Source organism: Bradyrhizobium sp. USDA 4369, from assembly GCF_054056435.1.
Window position 1 is genome coordinate 2,285,232 of record NZ_JBSRYH010000001.1, and the last position, 16,301, is coordinate 2,301,532.

General features: G+C 66.3%; 14 protein-coding genes. 6 read left to right on the forward strand and 8 right to left on the reverse strand.

Translation table 11 applies throughout. The features are described from left to right. Positions 1 to 364: 364 nt before the first annotated feature. Positions 365 to 1,339 (reverse strand): NADPH:quinone oxidoreductase family protein, encoded by a 975-nt coding sequence (locus ACVIJ6_RS10355; protein WP_012040596.1) that lies wholly within the window; start codon positions 1,337 to 1,339, stop codon positions 365 to 367. A 340-nt stretch (positions 1,340 to 1,679) separates the two neighbouring features. Here ACVIJ6_RS10355 and ACVIJ6_RS10360 point away from each other — a divergent pair, with 340 nt between their 5' ends. From ACVIJ6_RS10360 to argG, 5 genes are all read left to right on the forward strand, one after another. After that, on the forward strand, positions 1,680 to 2,303 hold the full coding sequence (locus ACVIJ6_RS10360; protein ID WP_456772635.1) for an invasion associated locus B family protein: 624 nt from the start codon (positions 1,680 to 1,682) through the stop codon (positions 2,301 to 2,303). Positions 2,304 to 2,419: 116 nt separating this feature from the next. Then, entirely contained in the window at positions 2,420 to 3,631 is a 1,212-nt protein-coding gene (rlmN, locus tag ACVIJ6_RS10365) for a 23S rRNA (adenine(2503)-C(2))-methyltransferase RlmN (protein ID WP_456772636.1), read from the forward strand. A 164-nt stretch (positions 3,632 to 3,795) separates the two neighbouring features. Then, positions 3,796 to 4,281 (forward strand): hypothetical protein, encoded by a 486-nt coding sequence (locus tag ACVIJ6_RS10370; RefSeq protein WP_456772637.1) that lies wholly within the window; start codon positions 3,796 to 3,798, stop codon positions 4,279 to 4,281. A gap of 45 nt (positions 4,282 to 4,326) precedes the next feature. Then, positions 4,327 to 5,112 (forward strand): phosphatase PAP2 family protein, encoded by a 786-nt coding sequence (locus ACVIJ6_RS10375; protein WP_456772638.1) that lies wholly within the window; start codon positions 4,327 to 4,329, stop codon positions 5,110 to 5,112. Between the two features lie 92 nt (positions 5,113 to 5,204). After that, positions 5,205 to 6,542 (forward strand): argininosuccinate synthase, encoded by a 1,338-nt coding sequence (gene argG, locus ACVIJ6_RS10380; protein WP_456772639.1) that lies wholly within the window; start codon positions 5,205 to 5,207, stop codon positions 6,540 to 6,542. Between the two features lie 243 nt (positions 6,543 to 6,785). On the opposite strand, the gene ACVIJ6_RS10385 is transcribed toward argG, so the two are convergent. Continuing rightward, on the reverse strand, positions 6,786 to 9,134 hold the full coding sequence (locus ACVIJ6_RS10385) for an OmpA family protein (RefSeq protein ID WP_456776957.1): 2,349 nt from the start codon (positions 9,132 to 9,134) through the stop codon (positions 6,786 to 6,788). Between ACVIJ6_RS10385 and ACVIJ6_RS10390 the strand changes: the two genes are divergently transcribed. Continuing rightward, on the forward strand, positions 9,024 to 9,335 hold the full coding sequence (locus ACVIJ6_RS10390) for a hypothetical protein (protein WP_456777181.1): 312 nt from the start codon (positions 9,024 to 9,026) through the stop codon (positions 9,333 to 9,335). The two genes, ACVIJ6_RS10385 and ACVIJ6_RS10390, sit on opposite strands and share 111 nt — an antisense overlap. Before the next feature lie 132 nt (positions 9,336 to 9,467). Here ACVIJ6_RS10390 and ACVIJ6_RS10395 read toward each other — a convergent pair whose 3' ends face one another. From ACVIJ6_RS10395 to ACVIJ6_RS10420, 6 genes are all read right to left on the reverse strand, one after another. Next, a complete protein-coding gene (locus ACVIJ6_RS10395) occupies positions 9,468 to 9,686 on the reverse strand; it encodes a hypothetical protein (RefSeq protein ID WP_456772640.1) in 219 nt (72 codons plus the stop codon). Then, on the reverse strand, positions 9,686 to 10,171 hold the full coding sequence (locus ACVIJ6_RS10400; protein WP_456772641.1) for a pyridoxamine 5'-phosphate oxidase family protein: 486 nt from the start codon (positions 10,169 to 10,171) through the stop codon (positions 9,686 to 9,688). Before ACVIJ6_RS10400 ends, ACVIJ6_RS10395 begins: the two co-directional genes overlap by 1 nt. An 86-nt stretch (positions 10,172 to 10,257) precedes the next feature. After that, positions 10,258 to 11,085, reverse strand: coding sequence for an FkbM family methyltransferase (locus ACVIJ6_RS10405; protein ID WP_456772642.1), 828 nt, complete (start codon positions 11,083 to 11,085; stop codon positions 10,258 to 10,260). A gap of 137 nt (positions 11,086 to 11,222) precedes the next feature. Then, entirely contained in the window at positions 11,223 to 13,178 is a 1,956-nt protein-coding gene (locus tag ACVIJ6_RS10410; protein WP_456772643.1) for an ABC transporter ATP-binding protein/permease, read from the reverse strand. A gap of 57 nt (positions 13,179 to 13,235) precedes the next feature. Then, on the reverse strand, positions 13,236 to 15,386 hold the full coding sequence (locus tag ACVIJ6_RS10415; RefSeq protein ID WP_456772644.1) for an ATP-binding protein: 2,151 nt from the start codon (positions 15,384 to 15,386) through the stop codon (positions 13,236 to 13,238). A gap of 131 nt (positions 15,387 to 15,517) precedes the next feature. After that, complete coding sequence (locus ACVIJ6_RS10420; RefSeq protein ID WP_456772645.1) at positions 15,518 to 16,300, reverse strand: succinate dehydrogenase iron-sulfur subunit; 783 nt, start codon at positions 16,298 to 16,300, stop codon at positions 15,518 to 15,520. Between the last annotated feature and the right edge of the window lies 1 nt (position 16,301).

The following is a 16,301-nucleotide window of genomic DNA, read 5'->3' on the forward strand; positions in this document are numbered from 1 at the left end:
GATCAGATTATTGCCCCGCGCAACGTGTGATAATCAAGAGGCAACAACGACTAATCACCCGAATTTACCGTGCCACAATTTGCCTTGGTTGCATTAACCAAAACACGCTCGTTTTCAGTTTTTCGTCACCAGGTTGCAGCCGTCTGGCGGCAGACGTGGCGTGACCGGCTCTGGCTGGTATCAGAAGATTGCCGTCGGACGATCATTCCGCACCGAAGTTCGTTGATCGCCCGCGACGGGCCAGCAGGCGATCAGGACGTATCAAATTAGGTCCGAAATGCAGCGCGCCGGCCACAAGGCCGGCGCTTTTTGACCGCGCATGACAACGCACGCCCCTCAACCAGGGCAGGCGATTCTCACGGCGTCACGGATGCAGGATCACCTTGCCCATGGCCTGCCGCCCAGCGAGGACCTTGAGGGCATCAGCCGTCTGCGCCAGTGGGAAGGTCCGATCGACATGCGACGACAGCTTGCCTTCCGCCGTCCACTGCACGAGCTTCTCGAGATTGGCGCGGTTCTTTTCCGGATTGAGCCGTGTCCATGCGCCCCAGAACACGCCGCGAATGTCGCAGCCCTTCAACAGCGCGAGGTTGAGCGGCATCTTCGGAATGTCACCGGCGGCAAAGCCGATCACGAGGAAGCGGCCTTCCCAGGCGATCGAGCGCAACGCCGCTTCGGCGTAAGTTCCGCCGACCGGATCGAAGATGATGTCGGCGCCCTTGCCATCGGTCAGGCGGCGCAGGCCTTCCTTCAGATCTTCCTTGGCGTAGTTCAAGGTCAGCGTTGCGCCATGCTGCCGCGCGAATTCGAGCTTCTCGTCTGACGACGCGCAGGCGATGACCTTCAGCCCCATCAGCTTGCCGAGCTCACAGGCCGCAAGACCGGTGCCCCCGGCAGCGCCGAGCACCGCGAGTGTCTCGCCGGGCTTGGGGCTGGCGCGATCCTCCAGCGCATGCAGCGCCGTTCCGTAGATGATGATGATGCCAGCGGCGCGGTCGAAATCGAGATTGTCGGGGATCTTGACGATCGCGGCGGCGGGCAGCGCGATCTTCTGGCGGGCACCGTTATGTCCGCAGGACGCCACCACCCGGTCGCCGGCCTTCAGATCGGTTACGCCTTCGCCGACGCTCTCGATGACACCCGCGACCTCCGCGCCCGGCGAGAACGGGAACGGCGGCTTCATCTGGTACTTGCCCTGGATCATCAGGATGTCGAAGAAGTTCAGCGCCGCAGCCTTGATCGCAATGACGGCCTCCCCGGGACCAGCCACCGGATCCGGCACGTCCGCAAGGACGAGATCGTCCGGCTGACAGAATTGCGAGCAGAGAATGGCTTTCATGGGCGCTCCTTGGCTGTTGTCCGGACCGGGCCCGGCTTTTGGAACGTCATGCCGGATTTGCACCCCCGCGACAATCGCCATCACGTGCGCTTCACACGACGAGCAGCGACAAATACCGCCACTCGGAACAAAGACGCTCCGACGTGCGTCGAAGTCACGATCACCCGATGTGACGATGATCGCGCGGAGCTTGCCGCGCGACCGACGCGCGCGGCCGTCGATCCGGCTTTGCAAACGATGCGTTTAGCCGCTATCCCTCGCCGCAGCCGGTCGGCGATTCCGGGCCATTATGCAGTCACATTATTGGTCGAACGAAATCGCAGGGGAACTTAGCTTCATCATGTTTTTATTGCGATTGTCGACAGTGCTGGCGGCCGGCGTACTCGTGCTCGGCGGGCCGTCCCTGGCTTTGGCCCAGACGGCAGCACCAAAGGCCGGAGCCAAGGCTGCGGCGCCACAGCCGAAAGCCTCACCCAAGACCGAGGCGAAACCGGCAGTCCCGAACATTGGCGGCGTGGAACCGACGCTGATCGGCCAGTTCGGCGGATGGGGCGCCTATACGGCCGCGCCGGGTGGCAAGAAGGTCTGCTTTGCCCTGGCCAAGCCCGCCTCGTCGAAAACCAATCCCGCCAATCGTCCGCGCGATCCAGCCTATGCCTTTGTCTCGACCCGGCCGGCCGAGAAGGTGACCAACGAGGTCTCGATCATGATCGGCTACGCGCTGAAGCCGGGCTCCGAGGCAACGCTGGACGTCGGCGGGGCCTCTTATGCGATGTACACCCAGGGTGACGGGCTCTGGATCAAGAATGCGGCCGAGGAAGAGCGCATGGTGGATGCGATGCGCAAGGCTCCCGAGGCCGTGGTCAAGGGCGTCTCGGTCAAGGGGACCGAGACCACCGACGTGTTCTCGCTGAAGGGCTTGGCGCAGGCGCTCGATCGCATCGCCCAGGACTGCCGCCGCTAGGTCAGGTCACGCTTTTACCGCCCTGTCTTGCCGGTCGCATTTGCCGGCCGGATCGTTATATAAGGCCACGAAAGCCTTCGGCCGCAGCGGCCGGGCAGCATTTTGGGCCCCTGGACATGGCAAGGACTGCCGGGCTGCGCGAACCCGACGCGCCCCTCGAAAAGACCCCGCTCGAAACCTACGTGCCGCCGGCGAAGCCGTCGCTGATCGGGTTGTCGCGCGCGGAGCTGGCGGCCAGGCTCGGCGACGTCGGCGTTCCCGAGCGGCAGCAGAAGATGCGGGTGCAGCAGCTGTGGCACTGGATCTACTTCCGCGGCGCCAGATCGTTCGACGAGATGAGCTCGGTGTCGAAGGATACGCGCACCGCGCTGGCCGAGCGCTTCACGGTCGACCGCCCCGAGGTGGTGGCCGAGCAGATCTCCAATGACGGCACCCGCAAATGGCTGCTGCGGCTGCCGAGCGGCGACGATCTGCAGAAGGCGCATGAGGTCGAATGCGTCTACATTCCGGAGACCGACCGCGGCACCTTGTGCGTCTCCTCCCAGGTCGGCTGCACGCTGAACTGCGCCTTCTGCCATACCGGCACACAGCGTCTGGTGCGCAATCTCACCGCGGGCGAGATCGTCGGCCAGGTCATGGTAGCGCGCGACCGGCTCAACGATTGGGCGGATCGCGAGACGCCGCACGGCAATCGCCTGATCACCAATATCGTCATGATGGGGATGGGCGAGCCGCTGTACAATTTCGACGCGGTGCGCGATGCGCTGCTGATCGTATCCGACAATGAAGGCATCGGCATCTCCCGACGCCGCATCACGCTGTCGACGTCGGGCGTGGTGCCGAACATCAAGCGCGCCGGCGAGGAAATCGGCGTCATGCTGGCGATCTCGCTGCATGCGGTGCGCGACGAGCTGCGCAACGAGCTGGTCCCGCTCAACCGCAAATATCCGATTGCCGAGCTGCTGCAGGCCTGCCGCGATTATCCCGGCGCCTCGAATGCCCGCCGCATCACCTTCGAATATGTGATGCTCAAGGGCGTCAACGATTCGCTCGACGATGCCAGGCTGCTGGTCAAGCTGCTCAAGGGCATTCCGGCCAAGATCAACCTGATCCCGTTCAATCCCTGGCCCGGCTCGGCCTATGAATGTTCGGACTGGGAACAGATCGAGAAATTCTCGGAATACGTCTTCAACGCGGGCTACTCCTCGCCGGTGCGCACGCCGCGTGGCCGCGACATCCTCGCCGCCTGCGGCCAGCTGAAGTCGGAAACCGAGAAGCTGTCGGCGCGCGAGCGCCAGGCGCTGCGCGCGATGGCGATGACGGATTGATAGTCTCGTCCTCGTCAGGCCAGCCATTAATGAGTCGTCATGGCCGGGCTTGACCCGGCCATCCACGTGTTTGCTCTGGAACGGACGACGCGGATGCCCGGGACAAGCCCGGGCATGACGCGTGGCGAAAGCAGGCCTCCATTGCCTAGAAATGGTTTCACGCCATGGCGCTGATCGGCCGGCTCGTCGTGATCGCATTCGCGTTCCTGGTCGCGTGCTTTGTCGCGGGACTGGTCGTCGTGACCGCCATTCTGTTCCCCGAACTATCAGATCTCGGCATCGCCCCGATCGACCAGAGCGCGTTCCAGATCGTCATCGGCTTCGGCTTCATCTTCGTATCCGGCTTCGCCTTGATCCCGGCGATGCTGATCGCCCTCATCACCGAGGCGTTGTCGATCCGCAGCGTGCTCGCTTATGCGATCGGCGGCGGTCTGGTCGGCGCGGCCTGTTATCTCGGCTTGATTCCGTTCGATCCGGAGACGTTTCGCTTCGACGGCATCGACCACCGCCAGTTCGAGATCCTGAGCGGGGCCGGCATCCTCGGCGGCCTCGTCTACTGGATGATCGCCGGGCGCAATGCCGGCCGCTGGCGCGAGCCGCCGCCCGCGTTTCCACCACCGCCGCCGCTGCCGTCGGGATCGCCGCGGTGATGGCCGGTCTTTCCAAGGCCACGCGCTTTCGCTAAACCGCGCGCCATGAACCGCACCGGTCTCTTCATCGCATTGTCGCTCGCGCTCGTCATCGGCGTGCTGTTCGGCGTCTACCCTGAGCTCGACCTCAAGCTGGCGGCGCTGTTCTATGATCCGCACACCCGCAGCTTCCCCTTGAAGCTGGACGGCTACGCCGCTTTCGCGCGCGACGCGGCGATGTGGGTCGCCTGGGGCCTCGCATTGCCCTCGATCGTCGCGCTGGTGGTCAAGCTGATCCGGCCCGACCGGCCGCTGCTCATCAGGGGCCGCACCGTCGCGTTCCTGCTGCTGACCCTGTCACTGTCGGCCGGCGTGCTCACCAATTTCACCTTCAAGTCCTATTGGGGCCGACCGCGGCCGGTCGTCGTCACGGAGTTCGGCGGCGACATGCAGTTCGTCCCGTGGTGGGATCCGCGCGGCGGCTGCGGCCGCAACTGCTCGTTCTTCTCCGGCGAGGGCGCCACAGCGTTCTGGACGCTCGCGCCGGCCGCGCTGACGCCCCCCGCGGTCCGGCCGATCGCTTACGGCGCCGCCGTGCTGTTCGGCCTCGCCACCTCAGTGCTGCGCATGGCGTTCGGCGGCCACTTCTTCACCGACGTCGCCGCCGCCGGCCTCGTCACCTTCCTCGTAATCTGGCTGACTCATGGCTACATCTACCGCTGGCCGTCGACGCGCCTGACCGACGCCGGCATCGATGCCGCATTGACGCGGATCGCCTGGCCGGGCTTCCGGCTGATACGCCGGCTGTTTCGCTCCCGCCGCCGGACCGCGGGGGCCAACCCTGCGGCCTGAGCGCGATTAATCGCGTGCCCAAGGCGACGAAATCTGTTATTCGCCGCCGAATTTCGCAACGAAACCGTCACCACCACCCGGTTGAACTCCACATGACCACGATCCTGAAGGGCCTGCCCAAGGGCGAGAAAGTCGGCATTGCCTTCTCCGGCGGGCTCGACACGAGCGCAGCATTGCTCTGGATGAAGCAGAAGGGCGCGCGCTGCTTCGCCTACACCGCCAATCTCGGCCAGCCCGACGAATCCGATTATGATGAGATCCCGCGCAAGGCGATGAGCTTCGGCGCCGAGAAGGCGCGTCTGGTCGATTGCCGGACCCAGCTGGTGCATGAGGGCATCGCCGCGATCCAGTCCGGCGCCTTCCACATCTCGACCGGCGGCGCGACCTATTTCAACACGACACCGCTCGGCCGCGCCGTGACCGGCACCATGCTGGTCGCCGCGATGAAGGAGGACGGCGTCAACATCTGGGGCGACGGCTCGACCTACAAGGGCAACGACATCGAGCGGTTCTACCGCTACGGCCTGCTCACCAATCCGAACCTCAAGATCTACAAGCCGTGGCTCGACCAGCAGTTCATCGACGAGCTCGGTGGCCGCGCCGAGATGTCGGCGTTCCTCACCGCCAACGGCTTCGACTACAAGATGAGCGCCGAGAAGGCGTATTCGACCGACAGCAATCTGCTCGGTGCCACCCACGAAGCCAAGGATCTCGAGAACCTCAATAGCGGCATCCGCATCGTCAACCCGATCATGGGCGTGCCGTTCTGGCGCGAGGACTGCATCGTCAAGCCCGAGACGGTCGTGGTGCGCTTCGAGGAAGGCCAGCCGGTGGCGCTGAATGGCCAGACCTTCACCGATCCTGTGGCGCTGTTCCTGGAGGCCAATGCGATCGGCGGCCGCCACGGTCTCGGCATGTGCGACCAGATCGAAAACCGCATCATCGAGGCCAAGAGCCGTGGCATCTACGAGGCGCCGGGCATGGCTCTCTTGCACATCGCCTATGAGCGGCTGCTAACCGGCATCCATAACGAGGATACGATCGAGCAGTATCGCATCAACGGCCTGCGCCTCGGACGCCTGCTCTATCAGGGCCGCTGGTTCGACTCGCAGGCGCTGATGCTGCGTGAGACCGCGCAGCGCTGGGTGGCCAGCGCGATCACCGGCGAGGTGACCCTGGAGCTGCGCCGCGGCAATGACTATTCGCTGCTCAACACCGAGAGCCCGAACCTGACCTATCAGCCGGAGCGGCTGAGCATGGAAAAGGTCGAGGATGCCGCCTTCACGCCCGCCGACCGCATCGGCCAGCTGACGATGCGCAATCTCGACATCACCGACACCCGCACCAAGCTGAAGCTCTATTCGGAGACCGGCCTGTTGACGGGGTCGGAAGGCGCGCAGATCTTCCAGCTCGGCCACGACAAGGGCTGAGCGAAGGCTGAGGCAAGATACAGGGCCGTCTCCACCGCTGTCGTCCCTGCGAACGCAGGGACCCATAACCACCGGCGGGTCTCGTTGACAGACGGTGGTAGCTCCAGCTCTCGCAAAACTCGATCCTGTGAGTATGGGTCCCACGTTCGCGGGGACGACACCGAATAAGACGAGACAGGTTGTCTCCAGCAAAATGGCCGGGATCGCTCCCGGCCATTTTCATTTTGTCTCGGTCGCGGCGCCTCAGCGCGGCGGCGCGATGCCCGGGGGCGGCGGCGGTAGCGCGGCCTGGCCGCCATTCAGCAGCGGCGTGATGCGGCGGACCGTGACGCGGCGGTTGATGCGGCTCGGTCCCTGCGTCTGCTCCTTGAGGTACTGCTCGCCATAACCCTGCGACGTCAGGTTCTCGGCGGGAACGCCGAATTGCTGGGTCAGCAAGGTCGCGACCGATTCGGCGCGGCGGTCCGAGAGCGACAGATTGTCCGTCTCGTTGCCGACCGCATCGGTGTGGCCCTCGATCAGGAAGACCTCGCGCGGGTTGCGCTGGATCGCCTGGTTGAGGCCGTCGGCGATGACCTGCAGCTTCGCCACCTGATCAGGGCCGATCTCCCACGATCCCGTCTCGAAGGTGATCGTGTTGAGATCGATCGACGGCATCAGCTGTCGCACCGACGGCGAGTAGCGGACTTCATCGAGCGAGTAGCGGCGCTGGACGCGCTCCACGGGCGGCGCGACCAGCGTGTCGTAGATGACATCCGGCGGCGCCTCCTCGGCGTCGACGATGTAGCGGTTGTAGGGGATGCGGATCTCCGGCGGCGGCAGATCGACATAGAAGCCGCCGACCGCCTGGGGATCGCGGTAGGTATTGTCGATGATGATGATCTCGCGGCCGCCGATATCACGGCGGATGCGGCGCAGCAGCCGCCCGTCGGGCGCGGTGATCGTCACGATCTGGCTGCCGTCCGGGCGGATCACCACGGTGCGTGTCTCGCCGCGGTCCTCCCGCATCACGCGGATGTCGCGGGCGCCGTAGCGGAAGCGCTCGAGCTCGTCATGACGCACGAACTCCTGCCCGCCCGGATCGCGCACGATGACGCGGCCGGGCTCATAGATCAGGGTGCGACCGCCTTCCTGAACCTCGCGGCGCTGACCGCGGAAGTCCTCGAGGCGCTGCGGCCCCACCAAGGGCGCGCCAGGCGCAATCGGCGTGAGCTGCTGGGGTGACGGTGGGGGCGGCGCGGGAATCGGAGCTGCCACCTGCGGCGGCGGCCGATTGGTCATCGCCGGCGGTCCGGCGGGCGGCACCGCACCCTGCGCACCGGCTCCGGGACCAGGTCCCGGTCCAGGTGCCGGCGTAGCTCCCGGTCCACCTGGACCCGGACCAGCGCCGGGACCAGCGCTCGCCGGCGGCGGCGAGGCAGGCTGGGCATTCTGGGGCGGCGTCTGGCCGGCCGGCGGTGTTGCCGGCGAGGACGGCGTTCCGGGCGCGGGTGCGATGGTTCCAGCCGGCGGCGGCGTGCCGCGCGGCCCAGCCCCCTGCGCACCGGGGCCAGGAGCGGCGGTGCCGGGAGCTGTCCCGGCGGCGCCGCCGGGACCCGCAGCGGGACCAGGGCCCGCCGGCGGCGTAGGCGGCGTGCCGGGACGAGCGCCGGGCGACGGCGCGCCAGGTTGCGCATTCGGGGGCGGCGTCTGCGCGGCCGGAGGCGTCGCCGGTGAAAGCGGCGTTCCGGGGCCGGGCGCGACGGTTCCGGCCGGCGGTGGCGGCGCGCCTCGCGGAGGCGATGCCCCCTGGGGAGCACCGGGCGGCGGAGCGCCGGCACCTGGCTGTATCGGGGGCCGCTGCCCGGGGCCACCTGGAGGAGTCGGCGCCGGCGTCGGCTGCGGAGACGGCGCCGCGGACGGCGGCGGCGTGTGCGCAGGCGGTAGCGCGTTCCCCGCCGCCGGAGGCGAAGGTGGCGGTGTCACGGCTGACGGCGGCGTTCCCGGCCGCTGGTTCGGTGCCGAACTCGACGGAGGCGGCGGGGCGGGCGTGACCACGGGAGGCGTGGGCGGCGTTGGACGCGCGGGAGCAGCCGCCGGCGGCGGCGCAGGCGGAGTCGCCGGACGTGCCGGCTCATGCGGCGGAGCCGGGGGAGGTGCGGGAGGCGGCGGCGTGTGCACTGGCGGAGCCGCGACAGGCGGCGCGGGACGCGCCGGCGGAGGTGCAGGCGGTTCGGCCCGTGGCGGCGGCGGCGCATGTGGCGGCTCAGCCCGCGGCGGCGGCGGTGGGGGTGGCGGCGGAGCAGCCGGACGTGGTGGCTCGGCCCGTGGCGGAGGGGGCGGCGGCGGCGCCGGACGTGGCGGCTCGGCCCGCGGCGGAGGAGGCGGTGGTGGAGGGGGAGCGGGACGCGGGGCCGCTGCCGGTGGCGGCGCGGGCGGCGGAGGTGCCGGGCGTGGCGCAGCGGCCGGCGGCGGCGCGGGAGGCGGCGGAGGCGCAGCCTGATGCGGTGGCGGCGCCCCAGGGCCGGGTCGCTGCGGCTGACCTTGCGGCTGCTGCTTCGGTCGGCCATCCGGACCGACTTCGCCGCCGCCCGGACCTTGGGCGACGACCATCGGCGCCCCCTGCGCGTAGGCTCCGGAGCTCGTCAGTTGCATTGCCGACAGCGCGGTCGTCGCAAGCAGCAGGACGCGAAGTTTGCTCATGTGAATTGTTTTCCCGAGACGTTCTTTTTGAAGCACGGCGTGATCAACAGCTATGCGTTAGGCTGGATTGTGGCGGGGTTCAAATTCGCGCGGCGATTTATTTCGACGTGAACCGGCTGCCGGACCGCCGCCATTCATGTTTCATTCAACCTTGATTTTCAAGGGCTTGCCGGGATTTAACGCTGCGGTGCCGGCCTACGCCGGTACCGTGCTCTGTCCACCATCATCACGGCTCAACCACGATCAATCCGTGGCCGGATTCGGCGTGGTCGGCCCCTGGGGTCCGCGCGCCGGCACCTCGTTGGGTGTTTCGCCCGGCAACTCGCGCGGCGGCGCCGGCATATCTGGCTCGTGCATCGGCGGCGGCACTTCGGGATTCGGATTGCCGACCGGGTCCTCCGGCGGTGGCTCCACCGGACGACCCGGCGTGGCCGGCGGAATCTCGGGCGGCTCGATCGGCATCACATCGAGACCTTGCGGTTGTCGCCAACGTGAGGACGCGTGCCGGTGACGGCTGCGGCCGCCATTTTGACGTAGCTGACAACCGTACCGGGAGAATCCCAGAACTCGGCGTCATCAGGCGTGATCTTCAGCAGCCGAATGTTAGGGTCCTCGGCGCTGTCCCACCACGCTTTTGCCGTCGTCGTGAACAGATCGCGGATCTTGTTGCGATCGTTCGAAATGGCGGCGGTCCCCGTCAGCGATACGTATGTCTGGCTGCCTGCGTCTGCGAATGACAAATTGACCTGGGGATTGCGCGCGATCTCCTCATCCTTGTGATGCCGCGCATCAGTGAGGAAGTAGACCATGTTCTCGTCACGCGCGAGATAGGCGCTCATCGGCCGCGCACGCAGCTTGTCACCGTCGCGCGTGACCAGCATGGCGAAGCCGATCTTCTTCATCAGGTCCCAGGCGCGATCCTGATCGCGCATGTCGTCGTTGCTCATGGTCCGCTCCCTGGAATGTCAGGAGCGATAACGCCGCGGCGCGCCGCGATGTTCCGACCTCCGCAACGGAACCGGGTGCGGCGAATTCAGCTCCGCAGCAGCAGCGTGTTGCTGCGTGTCCGCCCGATCTCGCGATAGCCCCGGCCCAGCATGTCTGCGAGGCAATCGGTCTGCCATTCGTCGCGTGACAGATGTTCGATGACGACCGCGCGCGGCCACAGCAGGTCAGGGACATCTCTGAAGAAGCAGGTCAGAACGCGATCCTCGAACCCTTCGACATCGATCTTCAGCGCGTCGATCCGGTTCGCGCCAGCCTGTTCGAGGATGGCCTGCAACCGCAACGATGGAACCTTGATGGCCTCACTCCCGGCGGGGCCGACCACGATGTGGCTGGCGCCCAGATTGACGCCATCGGTTTCGATCATCACCTCGCCATCGCTATCGCCGGCCGCGACGGCGAACAGCTTCACCTGCGGCAGGGCCGAGGCATCGCGGTTGAAGGCAAGCCGCGCATGGGTCACGGGATGCGGCTCGATCGCGATCACCAGGCCGGTCGGCCCGACATGGCGCGCGAGCGGCAATGCGAAGGTGCCGACATTGGCGCCGACATCGACCGCCACCCCGCCCGGCGGAATGTGACAGCGCAGAAAATCCAGTTCCTCACGATTATACTCGGGATTGAACAGCGCTCCGCGCTCAGTCGCGCTGACCTGATGATGAAAGCGGAAACGCGCCCCTTGATAGTCGACGTCGAGCGGTCCCGCGCGGAGCAGATTGACGATGCGCGTCAGCATCGGCCGGAATGCACCGCGCTTCAAGCCGGAGCCGCGCGCAACCCGGATGACGAGCGCCTGCGCGGCGTTGGGAGCGAAGGCTCCAAAGGGGGCGGGAGAAGGATCGTTGTCTGGCGTCAAAGTCGCGTCCTGAGCTGAGGCGACGTGTGATAGCCGGTTTTGCTGCGGACTCCAATGCGGAGGGCGCGGCGCGATTGTGTCCTCTCTGAGACCGTGCGCAGCACGATCGTCGTTGATCGGCGACCTCGCGCGCCCGGTCAGACCCGCTTGCGCTGGCGCAGAAACCGGCCGATGAGGCGCCGCTTACCTTTGCGCGGGATCAGGTCGATATCGCTCACGAGCTTGGCGCCGCCCTTGCGCCGTTCCAGCACGATCTTCCGGCTGTGAAACGCTTCGAGCTCAGCACGATGCGCGACGCTAACGATGGTCGCCTTCGGCAGCTCGCTCGTCACGACCTGCATCATGCGATCCTGGCTCTTCTCATCGAGCGCGGAGGTGGCCTCGTCGAGCACCACGATATCCGGATTGTGCAGCAACAGTCGCGCGAAGGCCAGGCGCTGCTTCTCGCCGCCGGACAGGGTTTGATCCCAAGGGGCCTCTTCCTCGATCCGATCCTTGAGATGATCGAGCCCGACCTTGTGCAGCGCGTCGGCGACCTGCTCGACAGGCCAATCCTCCGCTGCGCCGGGATAGGCCACCGCACGGCGCAGACTGCCCGACGGCACGTAGGGCCGCTGCGGCAACATGAACAGGCGGCGATCGGGATGAAAGTTGATGCTGCCACCGCCCCACGGCCACAGGCCGGCAATGGCGCGCACAAGAGTGCTCTTGCCGGTCCCCGACTCACCGGCCACGAGCAGACGTTCGCCGGGATCGACCACGACCTCGGTCTCGCCGACGACCGCGGTGCCGTCATCGAGCGTCACCGAAAGATCGTTCAAGCTCAGCATTGCGTCGCCCGTCGTCTCGCCATGCTTGATGCGGCCGAGGCCGTCGCCGCGCTCCGCGCGTTCGAGCGCATCGAGCGACATCATCAACGAGGCGATGCGGCGGGCGCAGGCATTCCAGTCCGCCAGCCGCGGATAATTGTCGACCAGCCAACCGAAGGCGGTTTGCACGATGGTGAAAGCGCTCGCAGCCTGCATGACCTGGCCAAGCGTCATGCTGCCATCGAGAAACTTCGGTGCGCACAGCAACAGCGGCACGACCGGCGCGATGAGGCTCGAGCCCTGCGACACAAGCGTCGTGCGCATGTGCTGCCCGGCGAGCCGCGCCCATTGTCCCAGGACGTTGCCGAACGTCCGATCGATGCCAGCACGCTCCTCGGCTTCGCCGCCGAGCAACGCGATGCTCTCGCCGTTTTCGCGCACGCGCGTCAGCGCGTAGCGGAAGTCGGCCTCTGCCTGATTCTTGTCCTCGGACGTCTGCACAAAGCGACGGCCGATCGTCACGATCGAGCCCGAAGCGATGGCGGCGTAGATCACCGCGGCCAGCACGAGGAAGCCGGGGATCGTGAGCTTCGTGCCGCCCAAGCGCAATGTGAGCGCGCCGCCTATGGTCCAGAGTACGACGATGAAGGTTGCCGCCGAGAGCAGCGCCGAGGTGACGCCGGCCACGAAATCGACCGGTGAGTCGGTCGCGATGCGCAGATCCTCGGCGATCCTGTATTCTGGGTTCTTGTGATCGCCACTGACGAGGTTGAGCTGATAGTAGCGCCCGGAGGCCAGCCAGCGCGTGATGATGCTGTTCGTCAGCCAGGCGCGCCAGCGGCGCTGGATCGCCATCCGGGCATAGACTTGCGCAACGGCGAGAATCACGCTGCCGATCGCCAGCGGGAAGAAGATCGCGGTCAGATGGAAGACGGTCGCCGAATCGCGCTTCTCGATCGCGTCGAAGATCGACCGATTCCAGACGTTGATGCCATATTGAAACGCGACGGTGCCGACGATCAGCACCAGAAGGCCGATCGTGAACGGCCAGGCGAGGCGGTCGCCGGCTCCTCCCCAATAGCCGCGCGCACTGATCCAGAACCGCGTCAGCAGATAGCGCTCGCGGACCTGTTCGGCATCCTCCGGCGACAGTTCAGGGTCCGGCTCCACCACCTCCGGCGGAGGCGGCTCGACCTGCGCGCCGTTTTCGGCGGCGATTTCGATGATCGGCGCCTCATCAGCCGACGACACAGCGGGCCGCGCGATGTCCTGGACCTGTCCCATTCGCCGACAACGGCAAGCCAAGTAGAAGGTTCCGCGCCCCAGTTTCCGCTCCGATGATCAACGCATCTCCGAGCTCGGAGCCACCGGCGGCGCGCGGTGGAGCGGGACCGGCACCACCTTGTGCAGCACGCGCGACAATTCTTCGATCGAATACGGCTTGCGCAGCAGCTCGAAGCCATTGGTGCCCTGCTGCGCCAGCACATGGCTGTAGCCACTCGCCAGCACAATGGGAATGTTGAGCTCGAGCCGGCGAATCTCCTCGGCCAGTTCGAGACCGGTCATCCCCGGCATCACGACGTCGGTAAAAACGACGTCGAACCGGCTCCCACCGTCGATCAGCTCTTCCAAGGCGTCCCTGGCGTTGTCGACGAGGGTCGTGAGATAGCCGAGCTCGGCGAGCGCCTCGGTCGCGGATCTGCCCACGTCAATATTGTCCTCGACCACAAGCACCGCCATGCCCCGGCCGCCGACCGGCAGCGCATGCCCGCCAGCATCGCTCCTTGGCTGCTCGGCCGGCGCGACACGCGGCAGATAGAGCGTGAAAGTGGTGCCCTTGCCGAGTTCGCTGGTCACACCGATCTCGCCGCCGGACTGCTTGGCGAAACCGAACACCTGCGACAGGCCGAGCCCGGTGCCCTGGCCGATCGTCTTGGTGGTGAAGAACGGTTCAAAGATTCGACTGAACTGCTGCTGAGGAATTCCGATGCCGGTGTCCTGGACAGCGAGCGCGACATAGCCGAGTGGCGGACGCTCCTGCGGCGCCGCCGGCGTCGGCAGATCGGGCGCTGCCATCACACTGATCACCAGTTGGCCCTGACCGGCCATCGCATCCCGCGCATTGACGGCGATGTTGATGAGGGCCGTCTCGAACTGGCCGGCATCGGCGTTGACGTAGCAGGGCTCGTCGGGAACGGAGGTCACGATCTCGATGCGCGAGCCCACCAGCGTCTTGACCATGTCGCGCAGCGTGACGACGCTGCGGCTGATGTCGAACACCTCCGGCTTCAGTGTTTGGCGCCGAGCGAAGGCGAGGAGCTGAGATGTCAATTTGGACGCGCGCGCCACCGTGTCCGAGATCGCATCGATGTAGCGCAGCCGCCGCTCCTCCGGCAGGTTGGCGCGGCGCAGCAGGTCGGCCGACGCCCGAATGACGGTCAGGAGATTGTTGAAATCATGCGCGACGCCGCCGGTGAGCTGGCCCAACGCTTCCATGCGCTGGCCGTGCCTGAGGGCATCCTCAGCCTCCAGGCGACGGGCCGCTTCGATATAGAAGCGCTCGGTCCGGCGCCGCGCGATCGCCAGGAAGACGACGAGCAGCGCGGTGGCCGGGATGCCGAAGATCAGGTGCCGGCCCATCGTGCCGATCCAGCGATCGCGGATGGTCGCCGTCTCCAACCCTGCCGAGACGTAGACCGGAAATCCGGCGAGACGCTGATAGCCGACGCGGCGCTCGAGTCCGTCGATCGGCGAGATTTCCGTGACCAATTGCTCCGTATCGGCGGCGGCCGCCGGAACATCGTTCGGCGGCGGGCCCGCGCTGCGCTGCGCTGCCGGAAAGCGTGCCAGAACGAGACCGTCGAAGCGGCGCAGCGCGAAGTAGCTGCCCGGCGCGCGTCCGATCCGGGCATAGAAGTGCTCGAAATAATCCGGCAGCACCGCAGCCTGGATTACGCCGGTGAAGCGGCCGTCCTCACTCTGGCGGCGGCGGCTGACGCTGAAGAACGCAGCGCCATGGTCGGGCGGCCGCGGCGTCAGTGCAGCACCGACGAAGCTCCCGGCGTTGGTCGTCACATGGGCGCTGAAGTAGTCACGGTCGGCGAAGATCATATCCGGCGCCGGATAGATCATGCTGCTCACCAACGGACGACCCCGGACATCGAACACCCAGGCGGACTTCATCTGCGGCAGGGTATCCGAGAGCTGACGCAGCCGGCCATGCAGCGCCTGCTCGCGGGCCTTGATCTCGGCGTCGGAGAGATCGCGGACGATTTCGTCGATCTCCGACAGGCTGCGGTCGATGGTCTCGAGCACCTTCTCGGCATGCTCGTGGACGACGTCCAGCGAGCGGCGGATGTCGCGATCGGCCTCCTCGCAGGTCGAACCGTAGGAGACATAGGCCACGACCAGGAACAGCGCGACCGGCAGCGCGAGCGACGCCACCATCATCCAGCGCAGCATGATCAGCGATTTGCGTTGTGCGGTCTGCACGGTCGCTCCGGCCCTCAAAAGACCACGAGCTTAACGCAATCGGCAAAAGCTACAAACCAGCTGCGCCCGGAACTTATGACGGTTCCGGGCGCAAGCTCCGATGATCGATCGTTTGGTCGGCTGGCGCCCGGCTAGATCTGGCGCTCGACCAGCTTCAGCTTGAGTTCGGCGATCGCCTCGGCCGGGTTGAGCCCCTTCGGGCAGGCCTTGGCGCAGTTCATGATGGTGTGGCAGCGATACAGCCGGAACGGGTCCTCGAGATTGTCGAGCCGCTCGCCGGTGGCCTCGTCGCGGCTGTCCTTGACCCAGCGATTGGCCTGCAGCAGCGCCGCCGGTCCGAGGTAGCGCTCGCTGTTCCACCAATAGCTCGGACACGAGGTCGAGCAGCAGGCGCAAAGGATGCACTCGTAGAGGCCGTCGAGCTTCTCGCGATCCTCATGGCTCTGCCGCCATTCCTTCTGCGGCGTCGGCGAGGTCGTCTTCAGCCACGGCTCGATCGAGGCGTATTGCGCGTAGAAATTGGTGAGGTCGGGTACGAGGTCCTTCACCACCGGCTGGTGAGGCAGCGGGTTGATCTTCACCGCGCCGTCCTTCACGTCGTGCATCGAGCGGGTGCAGGCCAGCGTGTTCTGACCGTCAATGTTCATCGCGCAGGAACCGCAGACGCCTTCGCGGCAGGAGCGGCGGAAGGTCAGCGACGGGTCGATGTGGTTCTTGATCCAGATCAGGCCGTCGAGGACCATCGGACCGCAATCATTGACGTCGACATAATAGGTGTCGACGCTCGGATTCTTGCCGTCGTCCGGATTCCAGCGATAGACCCTGAACTCGCGGACTTCAGTGGCGCCCGCCGGCTTCGGCCAGGTCTTGCCGCCGGTGATCTGAGAATTCTTCGGAAGTGCGAACTCAGCCATT

Excerpts from the sequence above, each read along its gene's own strand:
- ACVIJ6_RS10385 (WP_456776957.1), bottom strand. The coding sequence starts at position 9,134 with ATGGTCGTCGCCCAAGGTCCGGGCGGCGGCGAAGTCGGTCCGGATGGC.
- ACVIJ6_RS10420 (WP_456772645.1), bottom strand. The coding sequence starts at position 16,300 with ATGGCTGAGTTCGCACTTCCGAAGAATTCTCAGATCACCGGCGGCAAG.
- ACVIJ6_RS10410 (WP_456772643.1), bottom strand. The coding sequence starts at position 13,178 with ATGGGACAGGTCCAGGACATCGCGCGGCCCGCTGTGTCGTCGGCTGAT.
- ACVIJ6_RS10360 (WP_456772635.1), top strand. The coding sequence starts at position 1,680 with ATGTTTTTATTGCGATTGTCGACAGTGCTGGCGGCCGGCGTACTCGTG.
- ACVIJ6_RS10390 (WP_456777181.1), top strand. The coding sequence starts at position 9,024 with ATGCGGTGGCGGCGCCCCAGGGCCGGGTCGCTGCGGCTGACCTTGCGG.
- ACVIJ6_RS10375 (WP_456772638.1), top strand. The coding sequence starts at position 4,327 with ATGAACCGCACCGGTCTCTTCATCGCATTGTCGCTCGCGCTCGTCATC.
- rlmN (WP_456772636.1), top strand. The coding sequence starts at position 2,420 with ATGGCAAGGACTGCCGGGCTGCGCGAACCCGACGCGCCCCTCGAAAAG.
- ACVIJ6_RS10395 (WP_456772640.1), bottom strand. The coding sequence starts at position 9,686 with ATGCCGATCGAGCCGCCCGAGATTCCGCCGGCCACGCCGGGTCGTCCG.
- argG (WP_456772639.1), top strand. The coding sequence starts at position 5,205 with ATGACCACGATCCTGAAGGGCCTGCCCAAGGGCGAGAAAGTCGGCATT.
- ACVIJ6_RS10370 (WP_456772637.1), top strand. The coding sequence starts at position 3,796 with ATGGCGCTGATCGGCCGGCTCGTCGTGATCGCATTCGCGTTCCTGGTC.
- ACVIJ6_RS10400 (WP_456772641.1), bottom strand. The coding sequence starts at position 10,171 with ATGAGCAACGACGACATGCGCGATCAGGATCGCGCCTGGGACCTGATG.
- ACVIJ6_RS10355 (WP_012040596.1), bottom strand. The coding sequence starts at position 1,339 with ATGAAAGCCATTCTCTGCTCGCAATTCTGTCAGCCGGACGATCTCGTC.